The organism is Paenibacillus hebaui, assembly GCF_051934385.1.
Classification (GTDB): domain Bacteria; phylum Bacillota; class Bacilli; order Paenibacillales; family Paenibacillaceae; genus Paenibacillus.
Genome location: NZ_CP196836.1, coordinates 4,074,115 through 4,099,644 on the forward strand (window position 1 = coordinate 4,074,115; position 25,530 = coordinate 4,099,644).

General features: G+C 45.0%; 25 protein-coding genes and 1 riboswitch. Of the genes, 3 read left to right on the plus strand and 22 right to left on the minus strand.

Annotated elements, in window-relative coordinates; all coding sequences use genetic code 11:
* Positions 1-74: 74 nt before the first annotated feature.
* The 9 genes from ACR32F_RS17980 to pdhA all read right to left on the minus strand — a co-directional run bounded on the left by ACR32F_RS17980 (position 75) and on the right by pdhA (position 12,111).
* Positions 75-2,420 carry a DNA topoisomerase 3 gene (locus tag ACR32F_RS17980; protein ID WP_440109307.1) on the minus strand — a complete coding sequence of 782 codons (2,346 nt, stop codon included), beginning with the start codon at positions 2,418-2,420 and terminating at the stop codon, positions 75-77.
* Positions 2,421-2,543: 123 nt separating this feature from the next.
* Positions 2,544-3,011 (minus strand): ferric iron uptake transcriptional regulator, encoded by a 468-nt coding sequence (gene fur / locus ACR32F_RS17985; RefSeq protein WP_440119940.1) that lies wholly within the window; start codon positions 3,009-3,011, stop codon positions 2,544-2,546.
* Positions 3,012-3,329: 318 nt separating this feature from the next.
* Positions 3,330-4,817 (minus strand): glutamate synthase subunit beta, encoded by a 1,488-nt coding sequence (locus ACR32F_RS17990; protein ID WP_440109309.1) that lies wholly within the window; start codon positions 4,815-4,817, stop codon positions 3,330-3,332.
* Between the two features lie 627 nt (positions 4,818-5,444).
* On the minus strand, positions 5,445-5,933 hold the full coding sequence (locus tag ACR32F_RS17995) for a dihydrofolate reductase (RefSeq protein ID WP_440109311.1): 489 nt from the start codon (positions 5,931-5,933) through the stop codon (positions 5,445-5,447).
* A 40-nt stretch (positions 5,934-5,973) separates the two neighbouring features.
* Positions 5,974-6,768: a thymidylate synthase gene (gene thyA / locus ACR32F_RS18000; RefSeq protein WP_440109313.1), complete on the minus strand. Its 795-nt coding sequence runs from the start codon at positions 6,766-6,768 to the stop codon at positions 5,974-5,976.
* A 271-nt stretch (positions 6,769-7,039) separates the two neighbouring features.
* Entirely contained in the window at positions 7,040-8,455 is a 1,416-nt protein-coding gene (gene lpdA, locus ACR32F_RS18005) for a dihydrolipoyl dehydrogenase (RefSeq protein WP_440109315.1), read from the minus strand.
* A 3-nt stretch (positions 8,456-8,458) separates the two neighbouring features.
* Positions 8,459-9,781, minus strand: a complete 1,323-nt coding sequence (locus tag ACR32F_RS18010) for a dihydrolipoamide acetyltransferase family protein (protein WP_440109317.1) — start codon at positions 9,779-9,781, stop codon at positions 8,459-8,461.
* A gap of 176 nt (positions 9,782-9,957) precedes the next feature.
* A complete protein-coding gene (locus ACR32F_RS18015) occupies positions 9,958-10,935 on the minus strand; it encodes an alpha-ketoacid dehydrogenase subunit beta (RefSeq protein ID WP_440109319.1) in 978 nt (325 codons plus the stop codon).
* 108 nt (positions 10,936-11,043) lie between these two features.
* Positions 11,044-12,111 carry a pyruvate dehydrogenase (acetyl-transferring) E1 component subunit alpha gene (gene pdhA, locus ACR32F_RS18020; protein ID WP_062325382.1) on the minus strand — a complete coding sequence of 356 codons (1,068 nt, stop codon included), beginning with the start codon at positions 12,109-12,111 and terminating at the stop codon, positions 11,044-11,046.
* Between the two features lie 255 nt (positions 12,112-12,366).
* Here pdhA and ACR32F_RS18025 point away from each other — a divergent pair, with 255 nt between their 5' ends.
* Positions 12,367-13,101: an alpha/beta hydrolase gene (locus ACR32F_RS18025; protein WP_440109321.1), complete on the plus strand. Its 735-nt coding sequence runs from the start codon at positions 12,367-12,369 to the stop codon at positions 13,099-13,101.
* A 166-nt stretch (positions 13,102-13,267) separates the two neighbouring features.
* Here the strand turns inward: ACR32F_RS18025 and ACR32F_RS18030 are convergent, their stop codons facing one another.
* A complete protein-coding gene (locus ACR32F_RS18030) occupies positions 13,268-13,738 on the minus strand; it encodes a low molecular weight protein-tyrosine-phosphatase (protein WP_440109323.1) in 471 nt (156 codons plus the stop codon).
* Position 13,739: 1 nt separating this feature from the next.
* Complete coding sequence (locus ACR32F_RS18035; RefSeq protein WP_440109325.1) at positions 13,740-14,417, minus strand: trimeric intracellular cation channel family protein; 678 nt, start codon at positions 14,415-14,417, stop codon at positions 13,740-13,742.
* Positions 14,418-14,598: 181 nt separating this feature from the next.
* Between ACR32F_RS18035 and ACR32F_RS18040 the strand changes: the two genes are divergently transcribed.
* Both ACR32F_RS18040 and ACR32F_RS18045 read left to right on the plus strand, forming a co-directional pair.
* Positions 14,599-15,240, plus strand: a complete 642-nt coding sequence (locus ACR32F_RS18040; RefSeq protein WP_440109327.1) for a thiamine diphosphokinase — start codon at positions 14,599-14,601, stop codon at positions 15,238-15,240.
* A gap of 280 nt (positions 15,241-15,520) precedes the next feature.
* The gene (locus ACR32F_RS18045; protein ID WP_440109329.1) at positions 15,521-16,021 is read left to right on the plus strand and encodes a C40 family peptidase; all 501 of its coding nucleotides are present in this window, start codon (positions 15,521-15,523) and stop codon (positions 16,019-16,021) included.
* 134 nt (positions 16,022-16,155) lie between these two features.
* Here ACR32F_RS18045 and ACR32F_RS18050 read toward each other — a convergent pair whose 3' ends face one another.
* The 11 genes from ACR32F_RS18050 to ACR32F_RS18100 all read right to left on the minus strand — a co-directional run bounded on the left by ACR32F_RS18050 (position 16,156) and on the right by ACR32F_RS18100 (position 25,507).
* A complete protein-coding gene (locus tag ACR32F_RS18050) occupies positions 16,156-16,845 on the minus strand; it encodes a winged helix-turn-helix domain-containing protein (protein ID WP_440109331.1) in 690 nt (229 codons plus the stop codon).
* Between the two features lie 154 nt (positions 16,846-16,999).
* A complete protein-coding gene (locus ACR32F_RS18055) occupies positions 17,000-18,052 on the minus strand; it encodes a ThiF family adenylyltransferase (protein WP_440109333.1) in 1,053 nt (350 codons plus the stop codon).
* Complete coding sequence (locus tag ACR32F_RS18060; RefSeq protein ID WP_440109335.1) at positions 18,049-18,816, minus strand: thiazole synthase; 768 nt, start codon at positions 18,814-18,816, stop codon at positions 18,049-18,051. The genes ACR32F_RS18055 and ACR32F_RS18060 overlap by 4 nt, the downstream gene beginning before the upstream one ends.
* Before the next feature lie 3 nt (positions 18,817-18,819).
* Complete coding sequence (gene thiS / locus ACR32F_RS18065; RefSeq protein WP_440109337.1) at positions 18,820-19,023, minus strand: sulfur carrier protein ThiS; 204 nt, start codon at positions 19,021-19,023, stop codon at positions 18,820-18,822.
* Positions 19,020-20,249 (minus strand): glycine oxidase ThiO, encoded by a 1,230-nt coding sequence (thiO, locus tag ACR32F_RS18070; protein ID WP_440109339.1) that lies wholly within the window; start codon positions 20,247-20,249, stop codon positions 19,020-19,022. The genes thiS and thiO overlap by 4 nt, the downstream gene beginning before the upstream one ends.
* A 22-nt stretch (positions 20,250-20,271) precedes the next feature.
* The gene (locus ACR32F_RS18075; RefSeq protein WP_440109341.1) at positions 20,272-20,928 is read right to left on the minus strand and encodes a thiamine phosphate synthase; all 657 of its coding nucleotides are present in this window, start codon (positions 20,926-20,928) and stop codon (positions 20,272-20,274) included.
* Between the two features lie 258 nt (positions 20,929-21,186).
* Positions 21,187-21,296, minus strand: a riboswitch (TPP riboswitch).
* Between the two features lie 110 nt (positions 21,297-21,406).
* Positions 21,407-22,954 carry an ABC-F family ATP-binding cassette domain-containing protein gene (locus tag ACR32F_RS18080; RefSeq protein WP_440109343.1) on the minus strand — a complete coding sequence of 516 codons (1,548 nt, stop codon included), beginning with the start codon at positions 22,952-22,954 and terminating at the stop codon, positions 21,407-21,409.
* Between the two features lie 134 nt (positions 22,955-23,088).
* On the minus strand, positions 23,089-24,072 hold the full coding sequence (locus ACR32F_RS18085) for a hypothetical protein (protein WP_440109345.1): 984 nt from the start codon (positions 24,070-24,072) through the stop codon (positions 23,089-23,091).
* A complete protein-coding gene (locus tag ACR32F_RS18090) occupies positions 24,059-24,610 on the minus strand; it encodes a hypothetical protein (RefSeq protein WP_440109347.1) in 552 nt (183 codons plus the stop codon). Before ACR32F_RS18090 ends, ACR32F_RS18085 begins: the two co-directional genes overlap by 14 nt.
* Positions 24,607-25,005 carry a hypothetical protein gene (locus ACR32F_RS18095; protein ID WP_440109349.1) on the minus strand — a complete coding sequence of 133 codons (399 nt, stop codon included), beginning with the start codon at positions 25,003-25,005 and terminating at the stop codon, positions 24,607-24,609. The genes ACR32F_RS18090 and ACR32F_RS18095 overlap by 4 nt, the downstream gene beginning before the upstream one ends.
* 16 nt (positions 25,006-25,021) lie before the next feature.
* Positions 25,022-25,507, minus strand: a complete 486-nt coding sequence (locus tag ACR32F_RS18100; protein WP_440109351.1) for an ABC transporter permease — start codon at positions 25,505-25,507, stop codon at positions 25,022-25,024.
* Between the last annotated feature and the right edge of the window lie 23 nt (positions 25,508-25,530).

Sequence of the window (25,530 nt, forward strand, 5' to 3'; positions counted from 1 at the left end):
TTACTCTTAGTTGTCTCGTATGTTACAGCGTCGCTACAACGTGTCACGATTTCGTTCTTTCCAATCAGGAGAGCTTAAGCTTCTTGTTTCTCGGCAGACAGCTTGCCTGTTGCCACATCTTGCAGAATAATACGTGCCTTTACTGTACTCCCGTCTTTTCGCTTGAAAGACAGTACCTGAGTACTCCCCTTTTCAATCAACGATTTCAACATTGTACTGGTAATCTTTTTGCCAACGTATTCTTTCCAGATGACAAATCCGCAGCCTTCCTTGAAACGTGTACAGCCATACCCCTTCTTACCTTCAATAATCTGACCGGAACAACCCGGAGATGGACAGGATGCCAATGTTTCACGGACTCCCGTTTGGCTCGAATTCGCAGATTGTGCTTTTGCATTGGAGCTTGTGATACCGCCAGTCCTGGACGAAGTTGCAGATGGTTGACGTAACGTTTTTGTCCCCCCATTTGAACCTGTACCTGATGCCTTGGTGGAAGTTCTTGTACTGGATGTCTGGGCTCTAGCTCCCTTGCCTTTGCCACGTCCCCCACGTTTATCTTCACCAAAAGCATCCGCTGGCGCCGGGGCTTGAACACGTACTTTATCAATAATGGACATGGTGAATTTTTTGACGTTCTCCATAAACTTTTCCTGTTCTGCTTCGCCTTTGGAAATCTGAACCAATCTTCTCTCCCATTGGCCCGTCATCTCAGGGGAAGTTAAGAGATCTACACCCGCTCGGCGGATCAATTCGATGGCAGTTCGGCCCTTCAACGTCAGTTGCATTTTTTTACCCTGCATTGTAATGTAACCCACATTTTTGAGACGTTCAATCGTTGCTGCGCGTGTAGCCGGTGTTCCCAGCCCACTGTCTTTCATCGCATCACGCAACTCTTCATTTTCAATCTGCTTACCTGCACTTTCCATCGCCTTCAGCAATGTTCCCTCCGTATAACTTTTGGGAGGCTGGGTCGCCTTCTCCTTGAACTCACTCTTCGTACATTGAACAGGCAATTCAGGCTGTACGGAGAATGCTTTGTCCGTCCATTCCTCCGCTTCCTCTTCTTCATTGCTGTTTTTCTTCGTCTTTTTTTTGCCTGAGCTACCTTGTTCTTGATCTCCGGAACCCAGTACCACTTTCCATCCCAGCGATAACAGTTCTTTTACAGAGGTCTTGAACTGGTGTTTCTCCACTTCTGTGAGCACAGTATGCTGCTTATACTCGGCTGGCGGATAGAAATGAGACAAGAAACGTCTTACGATCAGATCATAGATGTTCTGTTCATCCTTCGATAACGTCCCTGGTCGCTTCAATGTAGGAAGAATGGCATGGTGATCTTCGACTTTGGAGGGGTTACATACGCCCTTGTTATTCTTGTGTACAAGCTCAGACTTTGCCCCCTGCGCAAGTTCACTGTAAGATCCATTTTTGAGCAAATTCAGCGTCTTGTGCATGCCTTCGATATTCTGTTCCGTAACATAGTTTGAATTGGTCCGTGGATAAGAGATTACTTTATGTTTCTCGTACAAAGCCTGAGCAATATCCAACGTTTTCTTCGCCCCATAACCGAACTTGGCATTCGCTTCTCGCTGCAAAAGGGTCAGATCATACAATCGGTATGGATACTCCTTGGTATTTTTTGCTTCGTACTTGGCAATCTGCCCCGTCTTCCCCTTCACACTGGCAGCAATAGATTCTGCTACTGCGGGGCCGGTCAGCTTGTCCCCTTGACGTAATCCCCTGTATTCCACCCCTTCCTGACGAAACCATGCAGCCACTTCATAAAAGGTCTGGGATTGGAACGCTTCAATCTCGATTTCCCGGTCATAGATCAAGGCCAATACCGGAGTCTGGACTCGTCCTACAGACAGCAAAGCGTTATGACGCGTGGTAAACGCCCGTGATGCATTCATGCCAATTAGCCAGTCCGCTTCACTTCGTGCCCTGGCAGCATGGGTCAAATTTTCAAATTCCGAGGCATCCTTCAATCCGTCGAAACCACGTTTAATACTTTCTGCGGTCAAATCCGATATCCACAGACGCTTCACGGGCTGACGCAGCTTCAGCTGTTGTTGAATTAAGGCAAAGATATATTGCCCCTCACGCCCCGCATCACAAGCATTAACGATAGCTGACGCCCGTTTGGCAAGTTCTCCGATCATTTTCAGTTGGTCTTTCGTTCTCGGATTGGGCACAATTTTGAACTGATCTGGAATAATCGGCAGGTCACCTATATTCCAGCGCTTATATTTCGTATCATAGGCATCCGGTTCTGCAAGTCCCAATAGATGACCAATCGCCCAAGTGATAATGTAATGCTCACCTTCCAAATAATTGCGATTGTTCTTGGCCCTTGGTTCTATGACGGCGGCAATGGTTCGTCCCATGTCGGGCTTTTCCGCTATAACCAGTGTCTTCATCCGTCCATCTCTCCTCCTTCACCGTCCGCATGACGGCAAAAAGGGGCCTTCCGCCCACGGAAGCCCCTTGCTTCTGAAACTTATTATATCAGATTTTGATTCCTGGAGCATCCTCCAGATCATTTAACCAGCTGCCTGTTCATTCAATGCCTGCTTTGCCCTGCACTCTTTGCACACACCTTGAAAATCAAGGCGATGATCCGTTACAGCAAAACCATATTGCCGCTCAATTTGTTGTTCCAGACGAAGCAAACCGTCCTCCATGATCTCTTCCACACGACCACAATCTGTGCAGATTAGATGATGATGGTGATGCGAGCCATCCGTACTTCGCAGATCGAAGCGCGCAGCGCCGTCTCCAAAGTTAATCTTTTCTACCACCTGAAGGTCACTGAGCAGCTCAAGCGTACGATAGACCGTAGCCAATCCAATCTCGGGAAACTGTTCCTTAACCAGCAGAAATACTTCCTCTGCACTAAAATGATCCTTCTCATGCTCTAGTAAAACACGTACAGTAACTTCTCGTTGCTGTGTCAACTTATAACCTTTTTCAACCAATTGATTTTTAATGTGATAAATCTGTTCTGATATGGATTTGCCCCGGTCACTTGCCATAAGGTTGCACCTCCGGATTTTATTATATTGTCTATTCGTTTAATTTTAATTGAGTGTCTTTATGCTTCTTATTTAGAATGATTATAATATAATAGTAAATCTTTATGGAGGAAAAAGCAATGCTATACATCACACTTGCATAAAATAATTAACTGTAGGCTACACGACCTGACTCCATTCTTAACATGATAAAAAAACAAACAACCCCCGCTAGTCGTGAGAGTTGTTTGTTTATCTTATACAACTATTTATGGATTATGGATAACATTAATCCCATCATGCTTGTTCGACACGTTACGCCAGAACTGTAGCACCCATCAAATATTTGTCCACTTCACGGGCAGCCTCACGACCTTCATTGATTGCCCACACAACCAGACTTTGACCACGACGCATGTCGCCTGCTGCAAATACTTTATCCACATTGGTGTTGTACTTACCATAACGCGCTTTAACGTTGGTACGACGGTCTGTTGCCAGTCCCAGTTGTTCCACCAATGTCTGCTCTGGTCCATTAAAACCAATAGCAATCATCGCCATTTGCGCTGGGAATATACGCTCCGTCCCCGGGATAGGCTGATAGATCTTACGTCCTGTCTCATCCACAATACGCTCGATTTGCACTGTGTGTAATTCTTTGAGGTTCCCCTCATCGTCACCGACAAATTTGGTCGTCATGATGGAGAATTCACGCGGATCTTGACCGAACAGTGCTTTGGCTTCCTCTTGTGCATAATCAAGCGTATACACATTAGGGAATTGCGGCCAAGGGTTGTTCATACGATCACGCTCCATAGGCGCTTGTGTATGTGTACCAAATTGAGTTATCGTACGACAACCGTGACGGAGCGATGTAGCCACACAGTCAGAACCTGTATCGCCACCACCAATAACGATAACATCCTTGTCCTGTGCAGAAAGATAGTTGCCATCCTCCAGATTGGAATCCAGGTAACTTTTGATGCTGCCATTCAGGAAATCCATTGCGTAATGAACGCCTTTCAAGTCGCTGCCTTCAATGTTAAATTCACGCGGTTTAGTTGCACCGCCGCACAGGACAACTGCATCATACTCGTCTACCAGTTGCTGCGCAGCAATATCTTTGCCGATCTCCGTGTTTGTTACAAATTGAATGCCTTCTGCTTCAAGCAAATCCACACGACGCTGAACCACGTTTTTATCCAATTTCATCGTCGGTATACCGTACATCAACAAACCGCCAACACGATCAGAACGCTCGTATACCGTTACCGAGTGACCTGCTTTGTTCAGCTGAGCCGCTGTAGCCAGTCCCGCAGGACCTGAACCTACAACCGCTACACGTTTACCCGTCCGCTTCTCTGGAGGTTGGGGAACAACCCATCCTTCTTCAAAGCCCTTTTCAATTATAGCTTCTTCAATCGTTTTGATCGTTACAGGCTCACCGATAAGTCCAACAGTACATGATCCTTCACAAGGAGCAGGACAGACGCGACCTGTAAATTCAGGGAAATTATTCGTTTTGTGCAGACGATCCAGAGCCTCTCTCCACAATCCGCGATATACGAGGTTATTCCATTCTGGAATCAGGTTATGCACAGGGCAACCCGATGTTCCGCCAATCATATCTATACCTGTATGGCAATACGGTGTACCACAATCCATGCATCGTGCACCTTGTGTTCTGAGCTCTTCTTCAGCCATATGTTTATGAAACTCTTCCCAATCCTTAACTCGCTCCGCTGGCTGGCGGTCCGCAGGCAGTTGCCGTTTGTATTCCATAAATCCAGTAGGTGTAGACATCTTACGTTTTCCCCCATCCGTTCTTGTCTTAATCCCTTCATCTGCATGGTTCTATATGAAATGGATTACTCATCATAGAGTTTTTGTCTATTGTATCACAAAATCTTCTCGAAGATATTTCAATAATAGTAGCACTTTGCCTGTTAAATATTAAATGGATTATCCGCATAATTCTTTGTATTTTATACATCATATCGTTCAAGTCTACCCATGGTCAATACCCTTAATTTGGTCCTTTAACAAGCTGAGATATACAATATTAGACGTTCAATCATAAAACAAAAAACTTAAACGTTATGTAAATGTCAGATAAATTATCATTGTATACAACATATTGCCCTACTTCATGCCGTCATTTCCGAATATTGCGTTTGATTTAGGGCTTTATAACGGTGAATTCCAATATCACTTATACTTTTTCACTAAAATGTAATTCAATCTATGTATAATATTCATCATGGGCCTAATTAATGTTATATTTATGTTAATTATGCTTTGTTTATTTTACACATGGTTTAATTTCCATAAAAAAAAGACGTTGTTCACGAATAACTCGTAATCAGCGTCTCACTATTTCGATTCGTAGTATAATATGATTGAGCTCTTTTATATCAACATATATGAATTTTAGCGCTTGCGCTCATAGAATTCAAAGGTATACGCATAAACATTTTTCTCATCCTGCTCGCCTTCAATCTGTTCTTTCAGTTCCCATTCTGACCAATCCACTTCAGGGAAAAAAGTGTCTCCCTCGAAATTCTCATGAATTCGGGTCACTACCAGACGATCTGCCAGTGGCAAAAACTCAAGATACACTTGGGAACCGCCAATGACGCAAAGTTCCTCACCTTTGGTAACCTTAAGCCCCTCTTCAATCGTGTGCACGACTTCAGCCTGCTCTGCTGTGTAATTCAAATCCCTTGTTACTACAATATTGCGACGCTGAGGAAGCGGTTTACCACCGAAGGATTCCCATGTATTTCGTCCCATAATAATCGTTTTGTTCAATGTACGTTGCTTGAAAAAAGCCATATCCTTAGGCAATCGCCATGGAATTGAATTGTTCAGTCCAATTACGCCGTTCTCACCCATCGCCCATACAAGTTCAATACTCAAAGATAAACACTCCTTCAATCCGTCTTTAATCCGTATCTGTTCACACCGCAATCGGCGCTTTGATGCCCGGATGATGCTGATAGTTCTCAAACTCGAAATCTTCAAACTTATAATCAAAAATGGAATCCGGCTTACGCTTAATCACCAATTTAGGCAACGCATAAGGTTCGCGCTCCAGCTGGGTTTTCACTTGTTCCACATGGTTCGAGTAGATGTGTACATCGCCTCCAGACCAGATGAAATCGCCCACTTCAAGGTCACACTGCTGAGCAATCATATGTGTTAGCAACGCATAGCTGGCAATGTTAAATGGCAAGCCGAGGAATGTATCCACGGAACGCATCGTAAGCATACAAGATAACTTACCCTCAGATACGTAAAACTGAAACGCGAAATGACATGGTGGCAGCTTCATATTATTAATCTCAGCCACGTTCCATGCACTAACCAGATGGCGGCGTGAATCCGGATTGTTTTTGATGGAGTCAATAACAGCAGCGATCTGATCGATTTTTTCTCCGCTTGGTGCTTCCCATGTACGCCACTGAGAACCATAGACCGGACCCAAATCCCCATTTTCATCGGCCCAATCATCCCAAATCTTCACACCATTTTCCTTCAGGTAGGAGATATTTGTATCGCCACTCAAAAACCATAACAGCTCATGAATAACCGATTTTAAATGGATTCGTTTGGTTGTCACAAGCGGAAATCCTTCGGAGAGATCATAACGCAGCTGTCTGCCAAAAACGGACTGAGTTCCGGTTCCGGTGCGATCTCCCTTATGCACACCCGTGTCCAGGACATCCTGTAATAAATCGAGATAGTTTTTCATGTTGGTGTCTCCTCACACTTCTTAATTTCATACATAGACCGTGATTGGCTTGAAGCCACATCATGACTGATCATTATATCAGTTTACCACACTGAGCATCGGGATAAAACGTGTTGAACAATTTGGTGAGTGTAACGTTACGCATATCATGTACACCGGTATCCTGATTTTTTCAATTTCCACTCAAAAAAAGAGACGAATAACGCATTAGCGTTATTCATCCCTTCTTGATTTACGTATAATGCCGGACGAATCCGAAGCTTAGACAATCTTAACGGGAAATGATGTGGATCGGGTGACCCATAACCAATTCCGCAGCTTCCATCACGATTTCGCCCAAAGTAGGGTGAGCGTGAATAGTCAGAGCCAGATCTTCCAAAGTAGCGCCCATCTCAATTGCCAAGCCAAGCTCAGCAATCAGGTTGGAAGCTTCCAGACCTACGATTTGGCAACCCAATACCAGGCCGCTTTCTTCGTCAGCTACGATTTTCACGAAGCCTTCAGCATGGTTCAAAGATACAGCACGACCATTACCCGCATAAGGGAATTTGCCAGCTTTAACTTTGTGGCCTTTTTCTTTCGCTTCTTTTTCAGTGTAACCTACGCTGGAGCACTCAGGATCTGTGAATACAACTGCAGGCATACATTTGTAGTCAACTACAGATGGTTGACCTGCGATTGCTTCAGCAGCCACTTTACCTTCGTAAGAAGCTTTGTGTGCCAGAGCCAGACCAGATACGATATCACCAATTGCGAAGATGTGTGGAATGCTGGTACGGCCTTGGTGATCAACTTTGACAAATCCACGCTCGTCAACGTCAACACCAATCATATCCAAACCAAGCTCTCCGTCCGTATTAGGGCGACGTCCAACAGTTACGAGCAGGTAATCTGCAGTTACTTCTTTGGATTCACCATTTACGGAATATTTAACAGTTACGTCTTTGTCCGTTTGCTCAGCACTTTCTGCTTTTGCACCCGTTACGATTTCGATGCCTGTTTTCTTCATGTTTTTAGCTACGAGGCTAGTCATGTCTTTATCGAAACCTGGCAGTACTGTATCCAAACCTTCGATAATTGTTACTTTAGAACCGAATTTGGAGTACATTTGGCCAAGCTCGGCACCGATATAACCGCCACCGATAACGATCATGCTTTTTGGAACTTCAGGCAAGTTCAGTGCTTCTGTCGAAGACAGAATGCGTCCGCCAAACGGGAAAGGTTTCAGTTCGATTGGACGGGAACCTGTTGCAATGATGCAGTTTTTGAAACGGTAACGCGGAGATTCGTGATCATTGAATACACGCGCTTCGTTTTCATTGATGAACATGCACTCACCGTTGAAAACTTCAACTTTGTTTCCTTTGAGCAAACCAGCTACGCCGCCAGTCATTTTCTTAACAACACCGTTTTTGAATTCTTGAGTTTTGCTGAAGTCCACTTTTACGTTCTCTGCAGAGATACCAAAAGCTTCACCGTGAAGTGCAGACTCATATTGGTGTGCAGCCGAGATCAGGGCTTTGGATGGAATACATCCGCGGTTCAAACATACGCCGCCCAGTTCGGATTTATCTACGATCAATACGCTTTGGCCCAGTTGAGCAGCACGGATGGCAGCTACATAGCCGCCAGGTCCTGCACCAATTACTAATGTGTCGATATCTAGAGAAGCGTCGCCTACTACCATATCTTACACCTCCATAACAAGCAGCTCAGGGTTAGCAAGCAGCTGTTTAATGTAATTCATAAAGTTTTGTGCAGTTGCGCCATCGATGATACGGTGGTCAAAGCTCAGGGAAAGAGCCATTACAGGTGCAGCAACGATTTCGCCGTTTTTAACAACCGCTTTTTCGCTGATACGTCCTGTTCCGAGGATTGCAACTTCAGGGAAGTTGATGATCGGAGTGAAGAACATACCGCCAGCAGAACCGATGTTACTGATTGAGATTGTGCTTCCTCTCATCTCGTTTGCGCTCAATTTGCCTTCGCGGCCACGAGCAGCCAGGTCACGAATGGAATCAGCGATCATCCAGATGGATTTACGATCAGCATCTTTGATAACAGGAACGATCAGGCCGTTGTCTGTATCTGTAGCGATACCGATGTTGTAGTATTTTTTGTATACAATTTCGTTAGCTTCTTCATCAATCATAGCGTTCAAAGCTGGGAACTCACGGGAAGCCGCAACCAGTGCTTTAACGATGAATGGCAGATAAGTTACTTTTGTACCTTTTTTCTCTGCAATTGGTTTCATGCGAGTACGGAAAGCAACCAGTTCAGTTACGTCCACTTCGTCCATGATTGTAACGTGAGGTGCTGTGTAAGCCGATTTAACCATTGCGTTGGAGATTGCTTTACGGATACCTTTGAATGGTACGCGCTCTTCTTCAACACGTTGATCAGCTGCAGCCGCTGCTGGTGCCGCGGATTTTTTCTCTTCTTGAGCTGGAGCTTCGGAAGAGGGCGCTGCGGATGAACCGCCACCGTTTTTGAAGGATTCAACATCTTCTTTGGTTACTTTACCGTTGTTGCCAGTACCGTTAACCTGAGCGATGTCTACACCTTGTTCGCGAGCGAATTTACGCACGCTTGGTGTTGCCAAAACGTCTTTGGCAGGTACTGCCGGAACGCTGTTGTTGCCGCCTTCTTTAGCTGAATCCGAGCTGGATGCTGCTGCAGAAGAACCACTTGTATCAGCTCCACCTTGAGCTGCATCTTTTTCTTGCTCGCCTTGATCGCCAGCAGGTGCGTCGTCTTGTTCAGGAAGTTCGCCTTCAGCATCGATGATCGCTACAACTTCGCCTACGTGGCAGATTTGACCGTCTTTTGCGAACACTTCAGTAATTGTTCCGTTAACCGGACAAGGTACTTCAACAACCGCTTTGTCGTTCTGTACTTCCATGATGATATCGTCGTCAGTTACTTTGTCACCGACTTTGATGTGCATTTTGATGATTTCGCCTTCGTGTAGGCCTTCGCCTAGTTCAGGGAATTTATATTCAAATTTAGCCAACTGAAAAACCTCCTTGATTATCTGCTCAATCCTGAAAACAACCCTTAACTCCATAAAACAACTGTTACTGCAAATGCAAATAACGGTTACTCAAGGGGCTAATGGCTGTTTACAGTGCAGCTTGCGCTGCGGTGTGAATCACCATACTGCGCCTTGCGGCATGTCAGATGATTAAATTAGAAATTTACGACTTTATTAACCGCAGCAACGATACGCGCCGGGTTAGGCAGCCATGAATCTTCGATTTGTGCAAAAGGATATACAGTATCCGGACCAGCTACACGCAGAACCGGAGCTTCCAAGTGCAGGATTGCTTTTTCATTGATTTGTGCAATGACTTCAGCTGCAACACCTGCGCTCTTTTGAGCTTCCTGTACAACAATTGCACGGTTTGTTTTCTTAATGGAAGCAACGATCGTATCGATGTCGATAGGACTAACCGTACGAAGGTCGATAACTTCAACTTTGATTCCTTGTTTTTCAAGCTCATCTGCAGCTTTCACAGAAGTGTGAACCATCATACCGTAAGTAATGATAGTTACGTCAGAACCTTCACGAACAACGTTCGCTTTACCCAACTCAACAACGTAGTCTTCTTCAGGTACTTCTGCACGGAAAGCATGGTACAGGTTCAAGTGCTCCATGAAGAATACAGGGTCGTTATCGCGAATCGAAGCGATCATCAGACCTTTTGCATCGTAAGGGTTAGAAGGAACTACCACTTTGATACCTGGTGTTTGCGTAAGCAGACCTTCCAGGGAATCTGTATGCAATTCTGCAGCTTTAACTCCACCACCGAATGGTGTACGGAATACGATTGGAGAATTGTATTTTCCGCCGGAGCGGAAACGCATACGAGCAGCTTGCACTACCATTTGGTCAAGAGCTTCAAAGATAAAACCAATGAATTGGATCTCAGCAACCGGACGGAAGCCTTGCACACCCAGACCTACAGCCAGACCACCAATAGCGGACTCAGCGAGTGGAGTATCAAATACACGCTCTTCGCCAAATTCTTTTTGCAAACCTTCAGTTACACGGAAAACGCCGCCCACGTTACCTACATCTTCACCGAAAAGCAGAACGTTAGGGTCGCGTTTCAATTCAACGCGAAGCGCATCACGGATTGCTTCTTTCATGTTCATTTGTGCCATTTGCTTCATTTCCTCCTTAAACATTGACAGTTCACATTAAAATGATTCATACATGTATACCAGGACACCGGAATCCGCCCCGGATGTTTATGCTTTATCGGAAAAAACTTATTGGAAGTCTGCTTTTTGCTCTTCCAAGTGCTTAGGCGTTTGTTCGAACATGCTGTCGATCAAGCCTGAAATCGTCATTTTCTCGGTTTTTTCCGCTTTTTTGATCTCTTCGTTTACTTTTGCTTTTGCTTCCTCTTTCACACGTGCTGTATCTTCTTCAGTCCAAAGACCTTTTTTCTCCAGATATTTAGCAAAACGTGCGATTGGATCTTTAGCATTCCATTCTGCCTCTTCTTCTTTTGTACGATACTTGGAAGCATCGTCAGAAAGGGAGTGCGGACGGAAACGGTAAGTTACTGCTTCGATCAATGTTGCGCCTTCGCCATTACGACCACGTTCAGCAGCTTCCTGAACCGCTTTGATTACAGCAAAGATATCCATACCGTCAACTTTAACACCTTTGATACCTGCTGCTACCGCTTTATGAGCGATGGACAGAGCTGCCGTTTGTTTGGCAAAAGGAGTTGTGATGGCATAACCATTGTTTTGCACGAAGAAAATAACAGGCAGTTTGTAAACACCAGCGTAGTTCAGACCTTCATAGAAGTCACCTTCAGAAGAACCACCATCACCTGTGTACGTAATAACAACTTGTTTTTGTTTCTTCAATTTATAACCCATTGCAATACCCATTGCGTGCAGAATTTGTGCACCAATGATGATTTGTGGCATCAATACATTAACGCCATCCGGAATTTGTCCACCATGCTGGTGTCCACGGGAGTACAGGAATGCTTGATAAAGAGGAAGTCCATGCCATACGAGTTGCGGAATGTCACGATAGCCAGGACATACAAAGTCTTCTTTTTCAATTGCAAATTCACTACCAACCATTGTAGCTTCTTGACCAGATACTGGAGCATAGAAACCAAGACGACCTTGACGGCCCAGGTTTACTGCACGGTCATCCCAAGTACGGGTAAATACCATGCGGTACATAATTTCTTTTAATTGATCATCGGAAAGTTTAGGCATCATGTCTTTATTAACAATTTCGCCGTCAGGAGACAGCACGGACAGAGCTTCTACATCCTCTGTATACACTTCATAAGGAACCTTGCTCATTTTTTTCTTCACCTCAACAAAAAATTTGAATATCAAGTTCCGCTGTTATAATATTATTATACACCTGTTTCACTGCATACGTCAAAGATATCCGTAATTTTTTTATGTTTCCTTCCGGATTGTATGTATAACAGGGGCTTAATATTGGTATAACAGCATAATACATCTTTGCGTGTTTGACCTATCCCCGTACAAGGGTAATCTTACCGTATTGCGCGGTCGAATGCAAAAATAAACCGAGAAAGGTGACGTTTTATGACGGATTCCCGCTATTTGAAACGTACGATTGTAAAAGAAGAGATCGAGAGTCGTTATCTCGGAGAGAAACGCACACTGCGTATCTATCTTCCCCCAGGCTATAACGAATTGTTAAGCTACCCTGTCGTTTATTGCCAGGACGGAGAAGAGTTTTTCAATTTTGGACGAATTGCCACAACGGCTAACCGAATTATTCTGGACGAAGGTGCTGAACCTTTCATTATAGTAGGGGTTCAAGTTGACGTGTCAGTAAGGACTCAGGAATATGCCCCCTTCGGCGATCGGTTCAAGGCCTATACCGCATGCTTCGCTGAAGAGATTATTCCCTATATAGAAGAGAAATATCCTGTACGCCGCTCTTCCCAGGAGCGCATTCTTGCAGGTGACTCACTGGGTGGCAGCGTCTCACTCCATCTTGCCCTACTCTACCCTGATCTTTTCACACGAGTGATCAGCATGTCCGGAGCTTACTACTCCGCTTCCCAAGAAATTTATGCGGCTGCTGAGGACTTGTCCTGGCTATCGATCTGGATGATTGTTGGTTTGCAGGAGACTGCCTTTGAAGCAGATACCGGTACGTATGATTTTGTGCAACTGAACCGGGATACCCGTGATTTGCTGGAAAAACGTGGTGCTCTCGTCTCCTATCAGGAGAAGGACGGGAATCACCAATGGGGCTTCTGGCAGAAGGAACTGCCCGAGGCATTGCTTTATTTTCTTCAGGAAAACTAAAACTTCCAATAGCAAGCTAATAAGCGGCTGAAAGGCCGCTATTGTTTTGCAACATAATGATATCGCTTACATGATTATTCAAAAAAGAAGCAGGATTTCCTGCTTTGTACGTTCCGCTTCTTCTTCTGTATCAGCGAGGCTAACTTCTTGGAAACCTTCACTATAATTACGTTAATACATGTTCCCTTTGGATCTGTTCCAGCAACACATCGCAACCTGCATTAACCAGCTCGTACACTTCTTCAAAATCCCCTGTATGGTACGGGTCTGGCACTTCCCTGAGTTTCTCATCCGGGAGCAGATCCATCAGCTTGATGATTTCCGCTTCGGCTCCACCTGGAATGTTTCGCACGTTGGCTGCATTCGAATCGTCCATACAAACAATGTAATCAAACTGAGTGAAGTCTGCACTTGCGAATTGTCTTGCCGCCATATTGGCGTATGAAATTTGATATGAATCCAGCAACTTACGGGTTCCCTCGTGCGGTGGTTTGCCAACATGCCAGTCGCCCGTTCCTGCCGAGTCCACGCGAATCTGACCCTCCAGACCCTTCTCAACAATTTTATGACGAAGAACGGCTTCAGCCATTGGTGATCGGCAAATATTGCCCAGACATACAAACAAAACGTGAATCATGTTAATCCCCCTTGCTGCTTAAAGTAACATGAAGTGCCGGCTGTGATGCCTGCGGCTTAACATTCTCCGAGTGCACCAACGAGCGACGTGGCAACTTCCATTTATAATGTACAGAACACATCCGAAAGAACACCACTGCGGCGAAACATAACAGTAGCCCGACATTGGTGGTGAACCACCCCATGCCGATCGCAAAACCAGCTGTCATCGCCCACACGGCATAGATTTCGTCGCGCAGGACAAGCGGCTTTCGGCCAGCCAGCAGATCACGGATAATCCCTCCGCCTATACCGGTCATCACTGCCGCAACGATAACCGCACTAATCGGATGTCCCATATTTGCCGCGTACAACGCCCCTTGAATAGCAAATGCTGCAAGCCCGATCGCATCAAACAGCGCTTCTGTACGCTTCCAGTGATCAATCCACTTGAGAGGCAATACAAACGCAATCGCAACAGAAGCAAGGGCTAGCATAATAAGTCCGCTCTGACTCCACAGCGTGGTTACAGGTACACCTATGAGCACATTGCGAATAATGCCGCCTCCAAATGCGGTCACGAGTCCCAGCACAAGCACGCCTAGAATATCATATTCCTCTTCCATTGCCACGAAAGCACCGGACATCGCAAACGCTATGGTGCCTATAATGCTGAATACTTCAAAAATGTGTAAGTCCAACCTGTTCAAACCTCACTTTTTAAGTCATCTCCATGTCGCTCTACCCATTGTATCCGCGAGGACTGAAATTGTGCAACCACATTTTGTGGATTATACTGGTTTGGTGAATGAAATTCGTATAATTCCATCACAATATTAAGATGTAGATTTTTTTCTCATTAATAAGGAAGGATGAAATAGAATGACTATGAAAAGGGTTGTTATTTTTACAGGTGGAAACCTCTCTGCTGAGTTTCTCAAAGAAATTGGTCAGAATGACATCATTATCGCCGCTGATCGTGGAGCATTATTTCTCATTGAGCATGGCATTCAGCCTCATATCGCTGTGGGAGATTTTGATTCTATTACTGAGCATGAACGAGAGATTGTAAGAGAGAACAGCGAACGGATGATCATCTGCGACCCTATCCTGAAAGATTTGACAGATACCGAGATGGCTTTTGAAACGGCACTGGATCTTGAGCCTACCCACATTCTGATGCTGGGTGCGACAGGCACGCGTATGGATCATACACTGGCTAATGTACATATCATGGTTCGGGCTATGCAGCACCATATTTCCTGTACCCTTCAAGATGAACACAATTATATGATGCTAACCACATCCAAAGCTTTTGTAGAAGATCGTGGTTATGAATACATCTCCTTGCTGCCACTAACGAATGAAGTAACAGGTATTACTCTGGAGGGCTTCATGTATCCATTGGATCAAGCCACGATACGTATGGGACAATCACTGGGAATAAGCAACAAACTGCTTGGACAGTCCGGCACCGTCCTGATCGATAGCGGGTTATTACTCATCATTCAGAGCAAAGATTAAACCTTCGCAGATACTTATTACGTTTTTGTAACTATGATTCATCTTGAAAACAATCTTGTTATACAACGAAGACCCTTGATGATCAAGGGTCTTTTCTCTGTCCCTAACATTCCACATTCGTCAATGATTAATTTTTTGACATTTTTAATGGTATTTTAATAAACAAACCCAAAGCGTTGTGCCCCAAGGGATTAATGGCATCCATCCAATTTATAGGCTATTACAAAGCTGTTATACTCGCTCTAGCAACTAAACGAAAACGAATTTTGGAGGTACTCAAATGAAAACAAACATCTTTGTCCAAAAGGCCGTAACCGTCGGGTTGTGCGCTACACTAGGTTTTGGAGCTGTATTAATGACTAATGCACCTGTAGCGCAGGCGGCAAGCGCGTCTGTATCCACAGGACAACAAATTGTAAACTATGGCAAAACCTTTACAGGAACACCATATAAATTTGGCGCTTCAACTACAACTACCAAGAATTTTGACTGCTCTTCTTTTATGAAGTATATTTTCAAAAAGTATGGTGTAGACTTGCCGCGTACGTCCGTTAGCCAGTCCAAAAAAGGTAAAGCCGTATCCAAAGCAAATCTGCAAGTGGGAGATCTTGTTTTCTTCTCCAGTGGTAGTCGTTCCACAGGGTCCAACATTACACATGTTGGTGTATATGCAGGTAACGGTAAAGTTCTGCACACTTACGGATCACCAGGTGTAACCCTCTCCGATATGAACTCGGGAAATTGGAAAAAGACATATATCAAAGCTCGCCGTGTACTGTAGTTAGTACTCCATTTTAATAGTAAAGCGAGTGGACCGGATCTTTTGATCCGGTCCTTTTATATTTACCCGCTAATTCCCACTGCCAAACTGTCGTTATGTGGAAATCGGTGAATGGAGTTGGATTCGCGAACTCTTTATTTTGTATGAAGCATATAGCCGATTCCACGCACAGTATGAATTAATTTGACGTCTCTTCCCTTATCTACCTTTACCCGCAAATGTTTAATGTACACATCTACCACGTTGGTATCCATCGCAAAATCATACCCCCATACTTCCCTCAAAATGACGCTACGGGCACATGCCTCGTTAACATGGCGGGCCAGAAACTCAAGCAATTCGTACTCTTTAGGAGTCAACACGAGATATTCACCTGCACGACTTACTCGACGTGAACGCAGATTCACCTTCAGGTCATGCACAACAATGACTTCCTCCTCTTCCTGTGATGTGTGCGCAAACACACGCAACAGATTTCGTATTCTGGCCATCATAATGTTGCAGTGAATGGGGTCTTCCATCACATCATTAGCGCCATAATCCAACCATTCCACCATTAATTCTGCAGAGATCTTGGGGGTTATCACAAGTAGTGGGCAAGTAACACCCATTTGTACCAAGGACACAAGTCCAGCTTTCAGTTCATTTTCCTGACAATCTTGATTGATAAGTATGATCATGTTGATATGCGGTATGGTAAACTCAGATTCCATGGTCAGATGGGCCAACTTCATCCGTTCAACATGATACCCTTCAGCACATAAAACTTCCTGTATGAATGTAACCCGCTCTCCTGCACCAACCAGCAATATGGATGTTTTCATTTTGTCACCCGGCCTGTCTCTGTACCGCTGCTATGAAGTTATAACGTTTGCACATGCTTGATACCATTCTGCATAGCAGCATTGTTGTATGTTTATCATGCCGTAAAATGAAAAAGTCCATTCCTGGAAGGAACAGACTGGGAATATTCATTTTTTATCCAAAGTATCGGTGAACCAGAGTACGAGCCTCTGCTGTGTCTTTCGTTCCATGAACAAGGATGCGGCCATCCTGAAAAATGACCATTCTGTGCGCTCCAGTCGTATATGAGACCAGAAAAGGATTAGCCTCTACTTTGCCATCCCCCAGCTTCCTGAGACGATCAGCTGTCTGCTGCAAATCCAGATTCATGCGCTTAGAAGGACGAATCTGTACCGTATCCCTACCGCATAAAACGTCTGTTTTTTCCAGGTTAGAGGCCTTCAAATATGGATACGTTGCCGTTTCTCCGCAAGAAGCACAGTCTGCTTTTTTGGCACCATCAACATTAATGGATATGTATTCATTTCTCCACACATCAAATGATAACAACTTGCGTCTCAATGCACCTGAATTCCCGCTGAGAAGCTTCATGGCTTCTGCTGTCTGGTTAGCTGTAACCATCTGCACCGCCTGAGGAATAATGCCTGACGTATCACAGGTGTCCCCGCCCAGAGGAACCTCACCCAGTAAACAGTTCAAACAAGGCGTATCTCCAGGCAAGAACGTGTAGGTAATGCCATAACTCCCCACACATCCACCATAAATCCAGGGAATGCGATATTTCTGTGCCATATCATTAATCAGCAGTCGGGTATCAAAATTATCCGTTGCGTCCATAATCAAGTCTGCGTTTCCGATTAGATCCTCCAGTTCATCCACCCTGACGTCCATTACCTTGCCTTCCACTTGAACGGTGGAGTTAATGGCTGATAACCGTTTCTCAGCAGCCATCGCCTTGGGCATACGTTGAATCGCATCCTGTTCCACATATAACTGTTGCCGCTGCAGATTGCTCCATTCCACATAATCACGATCCGCGATGGAGATATGTCCGATTCCTGAACGAACCAATGTCTCTGCAATTCCGGTTCCAAGCGCGCCCGCTCCAACAATGACCACTCTGCTGTTACTCAATCTTTGTTGGCCTTCCTTGCCAAGCGGTGCGTATCGTTCCTGCCTTGAGTAGCGTTCCTCCTGTTCGGAGGCACGTATCTGATCTGTCGTCATGTATGAACCATTCCTTCCACCGGACTACTTGCTGCTGCATAGCGCTTCATGGGAATCATGCCTGCCTCATAAGCCAATCTGCCTGCTTCAACACCCATTCGCATCGCGATGGCCATCTTCACCGGATCACCCGATCCAGATACAGCCGTGTTTAACAATACACCGTCCGCCCCCAGTTCCATGGCATGGGCAGCATCCTTTGGTGCACGAAGACCTGCATCCACAATGACAGGAACCACGGCTTGCTCAATAATGATCTCCAGATTATAAGGGTTGATGATTCCTCTACCCGCTCCTATAGGTGAAGCTCCCGGCATTACGGCATGTACGCCGAGCAGTTGCAATCTTTTGGCCAGAATAACATCATCTGAAATATAAGGCAGTACTATAAAACCTTTTTCAAGTAAGATCTCGCATGCCTTGAACGTTTCGATCGGATCAGGAAGCAATGTGATTCCATCTCCGATGACTTCCACTTTTATCATATCACAAAGTCCTGAAGCCCGAGCAAGTTCGGCGATCCGCACAGCCTCTTCTGCAGTCGAAGCACCTGCCGTGTTAGGAAGCAGGGTATACCTCTTCAGATCCAACGTGTCCAAAAAGTGCTGTTTATTTCGATCTTCCAGATTTAAACGCCTAACAGCAAACGTTAGCACCTCCGTTCCAGATGCTTCAACAGCCTGACTTTGCACGTCCAAATCCGAAAATTTCCCAGTACCCAGCAACAATCTTGATTCAAACGTATATTTTCCAATCTGCAACATGTTTTAACCGCCTCCCACAAAATGTACAATCTCAATACGATCTCCGTCTCTTAACGCCGTTGTCTCATGATATTCACGCGTTAAAATTTGTCGATTCAATTCAACCACTACGGTCTTCACTTGCAGATTAAAGGAATGGAGCAATTTGTCCACACGATTTAAGCTGTCTTCAATGTGCATGTTTTGCCCGTTGACAATGATGTTCACTGCAGCATCTCCTTTCTGTTCATACGTTCTGGACAAAGCTCCTGAACTCCTAACTCTTCCGAAGTTTTACCATCAATCAGGTCAGCCATTAAACTACCCGTTATCGCACTAAGCAGTATTCCATTTCGATAATGCCCAAAGGCAGCGAATAGGCCAGGAACACTTTCACAAGCCCCTATATACGGCAATCCATCCGGAGTCGATGGTCTGATTCCCGTCCATGCCCGTATAAAATGTGCTTCCTTGATACCAGGAACCCAGCTTGTCGCAGCTGTAAGTAACTTCTGTATTCCCTGAACAGACACTTTCATATCCGTCCTTCCAGGAAGGCTCGTTGCCCCAAGCCACACTTCTCCATTGGCTTTGGGTACAATGTAAATATCTTCTGCATATAACGTTCTGTCAGGCCTATAGCCTGCATCATGAGATGAGAACTGAACCGCTGCAATTTCTCCTTTGACGGGCAAAACAGGCATATTCAGACCCACATGTTTCATCAATTCTTCACCATGCAGCCCTGTAGCAATAATGACGTTCTTGGATGTCATTATTCCAAAGGATGTCTCTATTCCCTGCACACCGTTTATATCCGTATGCAAGCGGACATCCTGTATACCTTCCATCACTCGCGCACCCATTGCCTGAGCCGACTTAGCGTAAGCTTGCGTAAGATGGACAGGAAGAACCTCGCTCTCATAAGGCAAGTAATAAGCACCATAAGTATTCCTGTTTAACCATGCTGCTTCTTGTTGAACGGAGAAACGATCCCACCATATATGCTCTGTAGACAAGATAGAAGATCGATTATTCTTGTAACTGCTGACTTCACTGTATGAACGAAAAGGGGTAATAAATCCATGCTGCTGTAACCCCATTTCCACACCACTGAGTGAGCTGATACGTTCCTTCTGCTCATGAAGTAATTCTCTGCTCTGTCGGGCAAGCTTCGCCATTACAGGTTGAGTGAATTCCTCACTGTCGGCTGCAATCATTCCGGCCGCTGCACATGAAGTCCCCACGGCAATCCGCGAGCGTTCAACCAGCAGTACATCCCGTCCTCTTGTAGCAAGCTCACATGCAATGGCACAACCGATAATTCCTCCGCCTACGATAATGGTTTCTGCATAAAGCTTACTCCGAGTAGCTGCTCCTGCTTTACTTATAGATTCTGCTTCTGGATGATATCCTGAACGATTCCGGCTACGACTTATTGCTGCATCTTTCATCGTCTCATCTCCTTAGTTCAGTTTACTTTTCTGAATCCGCTATCACCTGTCGTAATGAAGCAGCAGCCAGTTCCGGGTTATGGCTCATCCAAATGGTTGAAATCACAGCAGCGCCTTGGGCACCAGCAGATCGAATCGCAGCAATATTTTCCGGTCCAATCCCGCCAATGCCAATTACGGGAATCGATACATTGGAACATATTTCAGCCAATGCCTCCAGTCCTCTTGGTTCGCTATTTGGTTTACTATTTGAGGCATAGACATGTCCGTAAAAGAGATAATTTGCTCCACGTTCTTCTGCAACTTTGGCTTCTTCCAGAGAATGAACCGATACCCCTAGCCGAAGCCGATCCTCTCGATTTAACTCACTAGAATCATAGTCTCGTAGAGCAGCCTGTCCCCAATGCGCACCGCCGAGCAACGGATCTGGAGCAAGCCGCTCTGAGCCATTCATGATAATTTGTTCAGGCGGAACCCCTTGCGACTTCAGGCTTTGTGCCCAGTTCATCCGTTGCTCCAACGTCAGCTGTTTTTCCCGGATGTGAATATAATCCACCCATCGCCATACCTCCTTAGCTGCATTCAGAAAAGAATACCTGTCTCCTCTGCCTTGCGAAACAGCATGCAGCTCGAAGGAAGTTGTCTTCACATGTTCGTGGGATAATGACGTCTCCTTCACCCTCCTTTTGTATGATATAAGCATGATATGAAACAACTACGAAACGCCTACGAAACGACAAAAAAGCCACTCCCATAGGGGAGTGGCCGCGAATTTAAATTCAGGAATCAGCTTGAATGATGACTGCCATGCCGTACTCTATGTAATAGCAACCATGAAATGCATAGTTGTAAGCTTTAACATAGAAACTGCATGCTTCATTCTGAGGCAGGCAAAGCAATCTTCACAATATAAGTGAATTGCTGTCACACTGTCATCAACTGAAACGCGCCACTTCCCTACGCTGGTATGATCCAGATCAGGTGCAAAGGGTCCAGAATCGCATTCTTCCATCTCAGCCGCCTCGCGCGGCCCCCCTAGTGTTCATATGAAGTTGTAGCCTATGTTACCATAGACCCCTTTTTTTGTCACCGTACATTTTCGTTTGTTTCATCGTTCACTCATCACCTAAGGTGGGTTGAGTTGTTCGTTGAATCTATTATTTCTCGGACCAAGCCTCAACATCCCATGTTTTGGTGACCCAGCCCTCGTAAAACTCAGGTTCATGAGATACCAGCAGAACGGTACCTTTGAATTCTTGCAGGGCACGCTTCAACTCCGCTTTTGCCGTAACATCCAGATGGTTGGTTGGCTCATCGAACAAGATCCAGTTACTTTCACGCATCAGAAGTTTGCACAAACGAACTTTGGCTTGTTCTCCACCACTAAGCATGTTCAGCGGACGAGTAATATGTTCATTCTTCAATCCACAACGGGCGAGATGACCCCGAACTTCATTCTGGGTCAGATGGGAGAACTCATTCCATACATCTTCTATCGGAGTAATATTACCCGCCCGCACTTCCTGTTCGAAGTAGGCTGTTTCCAGGTAATCCCCTAGGAAAGTCTTACCACTAAGTGGCTGTATTTTCCCCAGAATGGTCTTGAGCAATGTGGATTTACCTACACCGTTACAGCCGACAATGGCGATTTTCTCACCGCGTTCGATGGTCATTGTCATCTTGGGTAACAGAGCATGTGAATATCCAATTTCAAAATCAATACCCTCGAAGACCGTTTTACTGCTCGCCCGGGCATCTTTGAATTTGAATGTTGGTTTGGCAGCTTCATCTGGACGATCAATCCGTTCAATCTTGCCAAGTTGCTTCTCACGGCTCTTGGCACGACCAGAAGTGGAAGCACGCGCTTTGTTCCGCTGAATGAAATCTTCCTGCTTCTTGATGTACTCCTGCTGTTTCTCATAAGCATCGATATGCTGAGCTTTATTCATATCGGCCATTTCAAGGAATTTGTTATAGTTCGCTGCATAACGCGTTAATTTAGCAAATTCCAGATGATAAATGACGTTGACGACTTCATTCATAAACTCTGTATCATGCGAGATCAGAATGAACGCATAAGGGTAATCCTTCAGGTAACGTATCAGCCACTCTATATGCTCCACATCCAGATAGTTCGTCGGCTCATCCAGCAGAAGAGCAGTAGGTTTCTCCAGCAAAAGCTTTGCCAACAAAACCTTTGTACGCTGACCCCCACTCAGAGAGGCTACATCACGATCAAGTCCGATGGCGGACAAACCAAGACCATTAGCCATCTCTTCCACTTTTACATCAATCAGATAAAAATCACCTTGCTCCAATTGTTCCTGGATATCACCCATCTCTTCCAACAACAATTCAAGCTTGTCCGGATCGGCATCCGCCATTTGATCGGTGATGGACAACATTTCTTTTTCTAATTCAAGCAAGGGGAGGAATGCATCCTTGAGCACATCACGAATCGTCTTGCCCGGCGTCAGCTTGGTATGCTGGTCCAGATATCCATAACGAACTTTGGGGGTCCATTCAACCTTCCCTTCGTCCTTCAACAATTTCCCGGTGAGGATGTTCATCAATGTGGACTTGCCCACACCATTTGCTCCAACAAGGCCTACACGCTCTCCGGCGAGCAAACGAAAAGATACATTCTTAAATAACGTACGGTCTCCAAAATTGTGACTCACGTTCTCTACTGACAATAAACTCATAAGATGAGGTTGCTCCTATCTATTGGACATTACTATATAGTTCCGAAACCCTATTTTAGCACAGGTCCCGCCCTTTCTGAAAGTAATGTAAACATCTCATGCAACCTCTCATTTATATTTCAAACGAACTATCCCTAATTTATGGAACATTTATACTCAAAATAACCTTGTGCTGCCGCTTGTTTGGCATCTGTAAACACTTCTTCGGCTCTGTAACCATTATTGCATGTGGAAGAGTAATAATATTTAATGCCTGTTGATGGATCAACTCCACCAACAATCGCCTTTTTCTTCACCAGTCTGCCACCACCGATTGCGTAATTATTAACCTTCTGATTACCCACAGGCATACCTTGAATAAACGCCATAATACCCGTATCATTTATCGAATTGTACCAGTCTTCCTGAGAGATCTGTGGCAGGGTAAAGGTATAGGATATACCGCTCTTCCTTGCAAACTCATTATGTCGGTTGATGACATCTGCCAAATCTTCCTGCACAGCTGTAACGATTCGGCTTCGTCTCACCTGCTCAAACGTTTCGGCATTTTGAAGCAGAGGGATGTGTGTGCTGGAGACCAGTTCTTTTTGGTAACCCTCCACCCACTTGCCCAAACCTGCATCATAGGCATACACGTAGTCATCGAGGGTGAAGTTAATACTGCTACCATTTGCATCGAAATATGTATAAGGCTTTTTGGGGCTCCACACTTGCCTTAATGAATCTTCAAGATTTCCGGTCATTTCTGTTTCGTTAGCCAAAATGTAATAACCGTCATAATCCAGTACAACCATCGCTGGAATATAGTTAAACATGGCTCGTATAGCAACAGGATCATCCTGGATTCCCATATTTAGAGCCATCGTTTGGGTAAACGTAAGCAATGCAAGCTCTTTATCTGCTTTCACGAACTTGGTCGAATCATAACCCGCTTCATCATTTTGCTTCTCATTTTGATGCATGACTGCTCCTGCATCCAATACGGCAGTTTGAAGTGCCATCCGATATCGATTGCTTAAATATTGAGCCTCTTCAGCATGGTTCGTGTTGTGTGATATGACCCAGAAAATAGGTAGAAATATAAGTACAAACACAATGGAAAGATCAATAATCTTCATTGAGCACCATACCTCCATATGTGGTAAACACGGCTGCAGCCTGTGCAGACCCATTCAACCACTCACGAATCAGCATGGCAGGTGTCCGATTCGTATTTTTGACAGTTACCGTGAAAAAATCACCCATGGCCAGTGTATATCTGCGCCCAGGGTCATCCGCTGCCAATACACCGGAAGAGGGAAATAACTTTGCTTGAATTTGAGCTGAATAATAGCCATCCTGCACGATCTCATAAGTTCCTGAGAATGTACTCTGATTCATCGGATCTGAGTAATGAGGTACATACTTTTTGTGTAAATGTTCCATGGAAATCTCATAAGCATTCCCCGTTCGGGCCATCTGTTCTTCGAACTCTGCATACATGGCAGGGGAAATATACCCCTTGGTCCTCACAGCATCAACAAAACGTGTAACCGTCTGAACAACGGTCATGCGTGCCATATCATCCTGTCGATCTGCGGTCTCTGCTGCCGGGTATATATATAACAAGCTCACTGCCAGCAAAACGGCAAGCAACTTGGATGCGGCATTAATCAAGGTATACTGGCCTCCTTCCAAAAGGCAATCTTCAGCAGTTCGCCAGCCTCACTTCTTATGAACTCAGGCCTATACGATGCATTAAGTTGGACAGGAATAGTCACTGTTCTATTCAGAAGGGGATCAATGACATATGCAATCCCATCCACCTCAACACGGATCGCTGTCCCTGTCATTAGCCTCACTGTATGTAGCACCTCAGCACCGCTGTATCGATCTGGCTTTGTAATGCGTAAAGTTGTATTTAGCCGTCCTTCCATGCCTGCTGTTGTCTGTACCATACGATTCAGAGAATCTGACAAAACCTTAACATTCTGTTGCCCGTACAGGCAGGCTGTCACAAAAAGGACAACCGCCGTACAGAACAACATGAGCTGCTGTGTATTCTGGGACATTCTAAACCAACTCCTGTCAGGATTGCTGGAAAATAAGTCCTCTGACTACATTGGATCTGTCTTTTACGATTAAGGCTTTAAATTTCCCACTTGGATTGACATATTGATTGTCTTTTTCACTCATGGTCTGGTTAATAATGCCCACTTTGTCATCAGGTGCAATTACAGAGCCGTAATCCGCATTATTGAGATCCTGAGAAATGTTCAACTGATTTCCGTACCACTGACCTGATTTATTTTTACCTGTAATAACTTGAATACCAAACTGATCTTTGTCCGCGTATTTACGCAACGCGTTGGTTACCTGTGAGCCGCTAATGGTTGTACCGTCATACACCGTAAATGCAGCCTGGGACAACTCGGTCTGGATATCGGCAAAATTGTTCTGTGCCGTTTTGGTCGCTTCCTGAGCCGAAATAAATAACAGAACCACAATGGTAATAAGGGCGATGGTTAGGAAAATCCCTGCTGCCACCTTTAAAGCGCTTGATGCATTGTTCATAATAAATCCTCCTAATTTTATAG

Coding starts and splice junctions, on each gene's coding strand:
- ACR32F_RS17980 (WP_440109307.1), bottom strand. CDS start 2,420: ATGAAGACACTGGTTATAGCGGAAAAGCCCGACATGGGACGAACCATT.
- ACR32F_RS17990 (WP_440109309.1), bottom strand. CDS start 4,817: ATGTCTACACCTACTGGATTTATGGAATACAAACGGCAACTGCCTGCG.
- thyA (WP_440109313.1), bottom strand. CDS start 6,768: ATGAAAAACTATCTCGATTTATTACAGGATGTCCTGGACACGGGTGTG.
- lpdA (WP_440109315.1), bottom strand. CDS start 8,455: ATGGTAGTAGGCGACGCTTCTCTAGATATCGACACATTAGTAATTGGT.
- ACR32F_RS18015 (WP_440109319.1), bottom strand. CDS start 10,935: ATGGCACAAATGAACATGAAAGAAGCAATCCGTGATGCGCTTCGCGTT.
- pdhA (WP_062325382.1), bottom strand. CDS start 12,111: ATGAGCAAGGTTCCTTATGAAGTGTATACAGAGGATGTAGAAGCTCTG.
- ACR32F_RS18025 (WP_440109321.1), top strand. CDS start 12,367: ATGACGGATTCCCGCTATTTGAAACGTACGATTGTAAAAGAAGAGATC.
- ACR32F_RS18030 (WP_440109323.1), bottom strand. CDS start 13,738: ATGATTCACGTTTTGTTTGTATGTCTGGGCAATATTTGCCGATCACCA.
- ACR32F_RS18040 (WP_440109327.1), top strand. CDS start 14,599: ATGACTATGAAAAGGGTTGTTATTTTTACAGGTGGAAACCTCTCTGCT.
- ACR32F_RS18045 (WP_440109329.1), top strand. CDS start 15,521: ATGAAAACAAACATCTTTGTCCAAAAGGCCGTAACCGTCGGGTTGTGC.
- ACR32F_RS18050 (WP_440109331.1), bottom strand. CDS start 16,845: ATGAAAACATCCATATTGCTGGTTGGTGCAGGAGAGCGGGTTACATTC.
- ACR32F_RS18055 (WP_440109333.1), bottom strand. CDS start 18,052: ATGACGACAGATCAGATACGTGCCTCCGAACAGGAGGAACGCTACTCA.
- ACR32F_RS18060 (WP_440109335.1), bottom strand. CDS start 18,816: ATGTTGCAGATTGGAAAATATACGTTTGAATCAAGATTGTTGCTGGGT.
- thiO (WP_440109339.1), bottom strand. CDS start 20,249: ATGAAAGATGCAGCAATAAGTCGTAGCCGGAATCGTTCAGGATATCAT.
- ACR32F_RS18080 (WP_440109343.1), bottom strand. CDS start 22,954: ATGAGTTTATTGTCAGTAGAGAACGTGAGTCACAATTTTGGAGACCGT.
- ACR32F_RS18085 (WP_440109345.1), bottom strand. CDS start 24,072: ATGAAGATTATTGATCTTTCCATTGTGTTTGTACTTATATTTCTACCT.
- ACR32F_RS18095 (WP_440109349.1), bottom strand. CDS start 25,005: ATGTCCCAGAATACACAGCAGCTCATGTTGTTCTGTACGGCGGTTGTC.
- ACR32F_RS18100 (WP_440109351.1), bottom strand. CDS start 25,507: ATGAACAATGCATCAAGCGCTTTAAAGGTGGCAGCAGGGATTTTCCTA.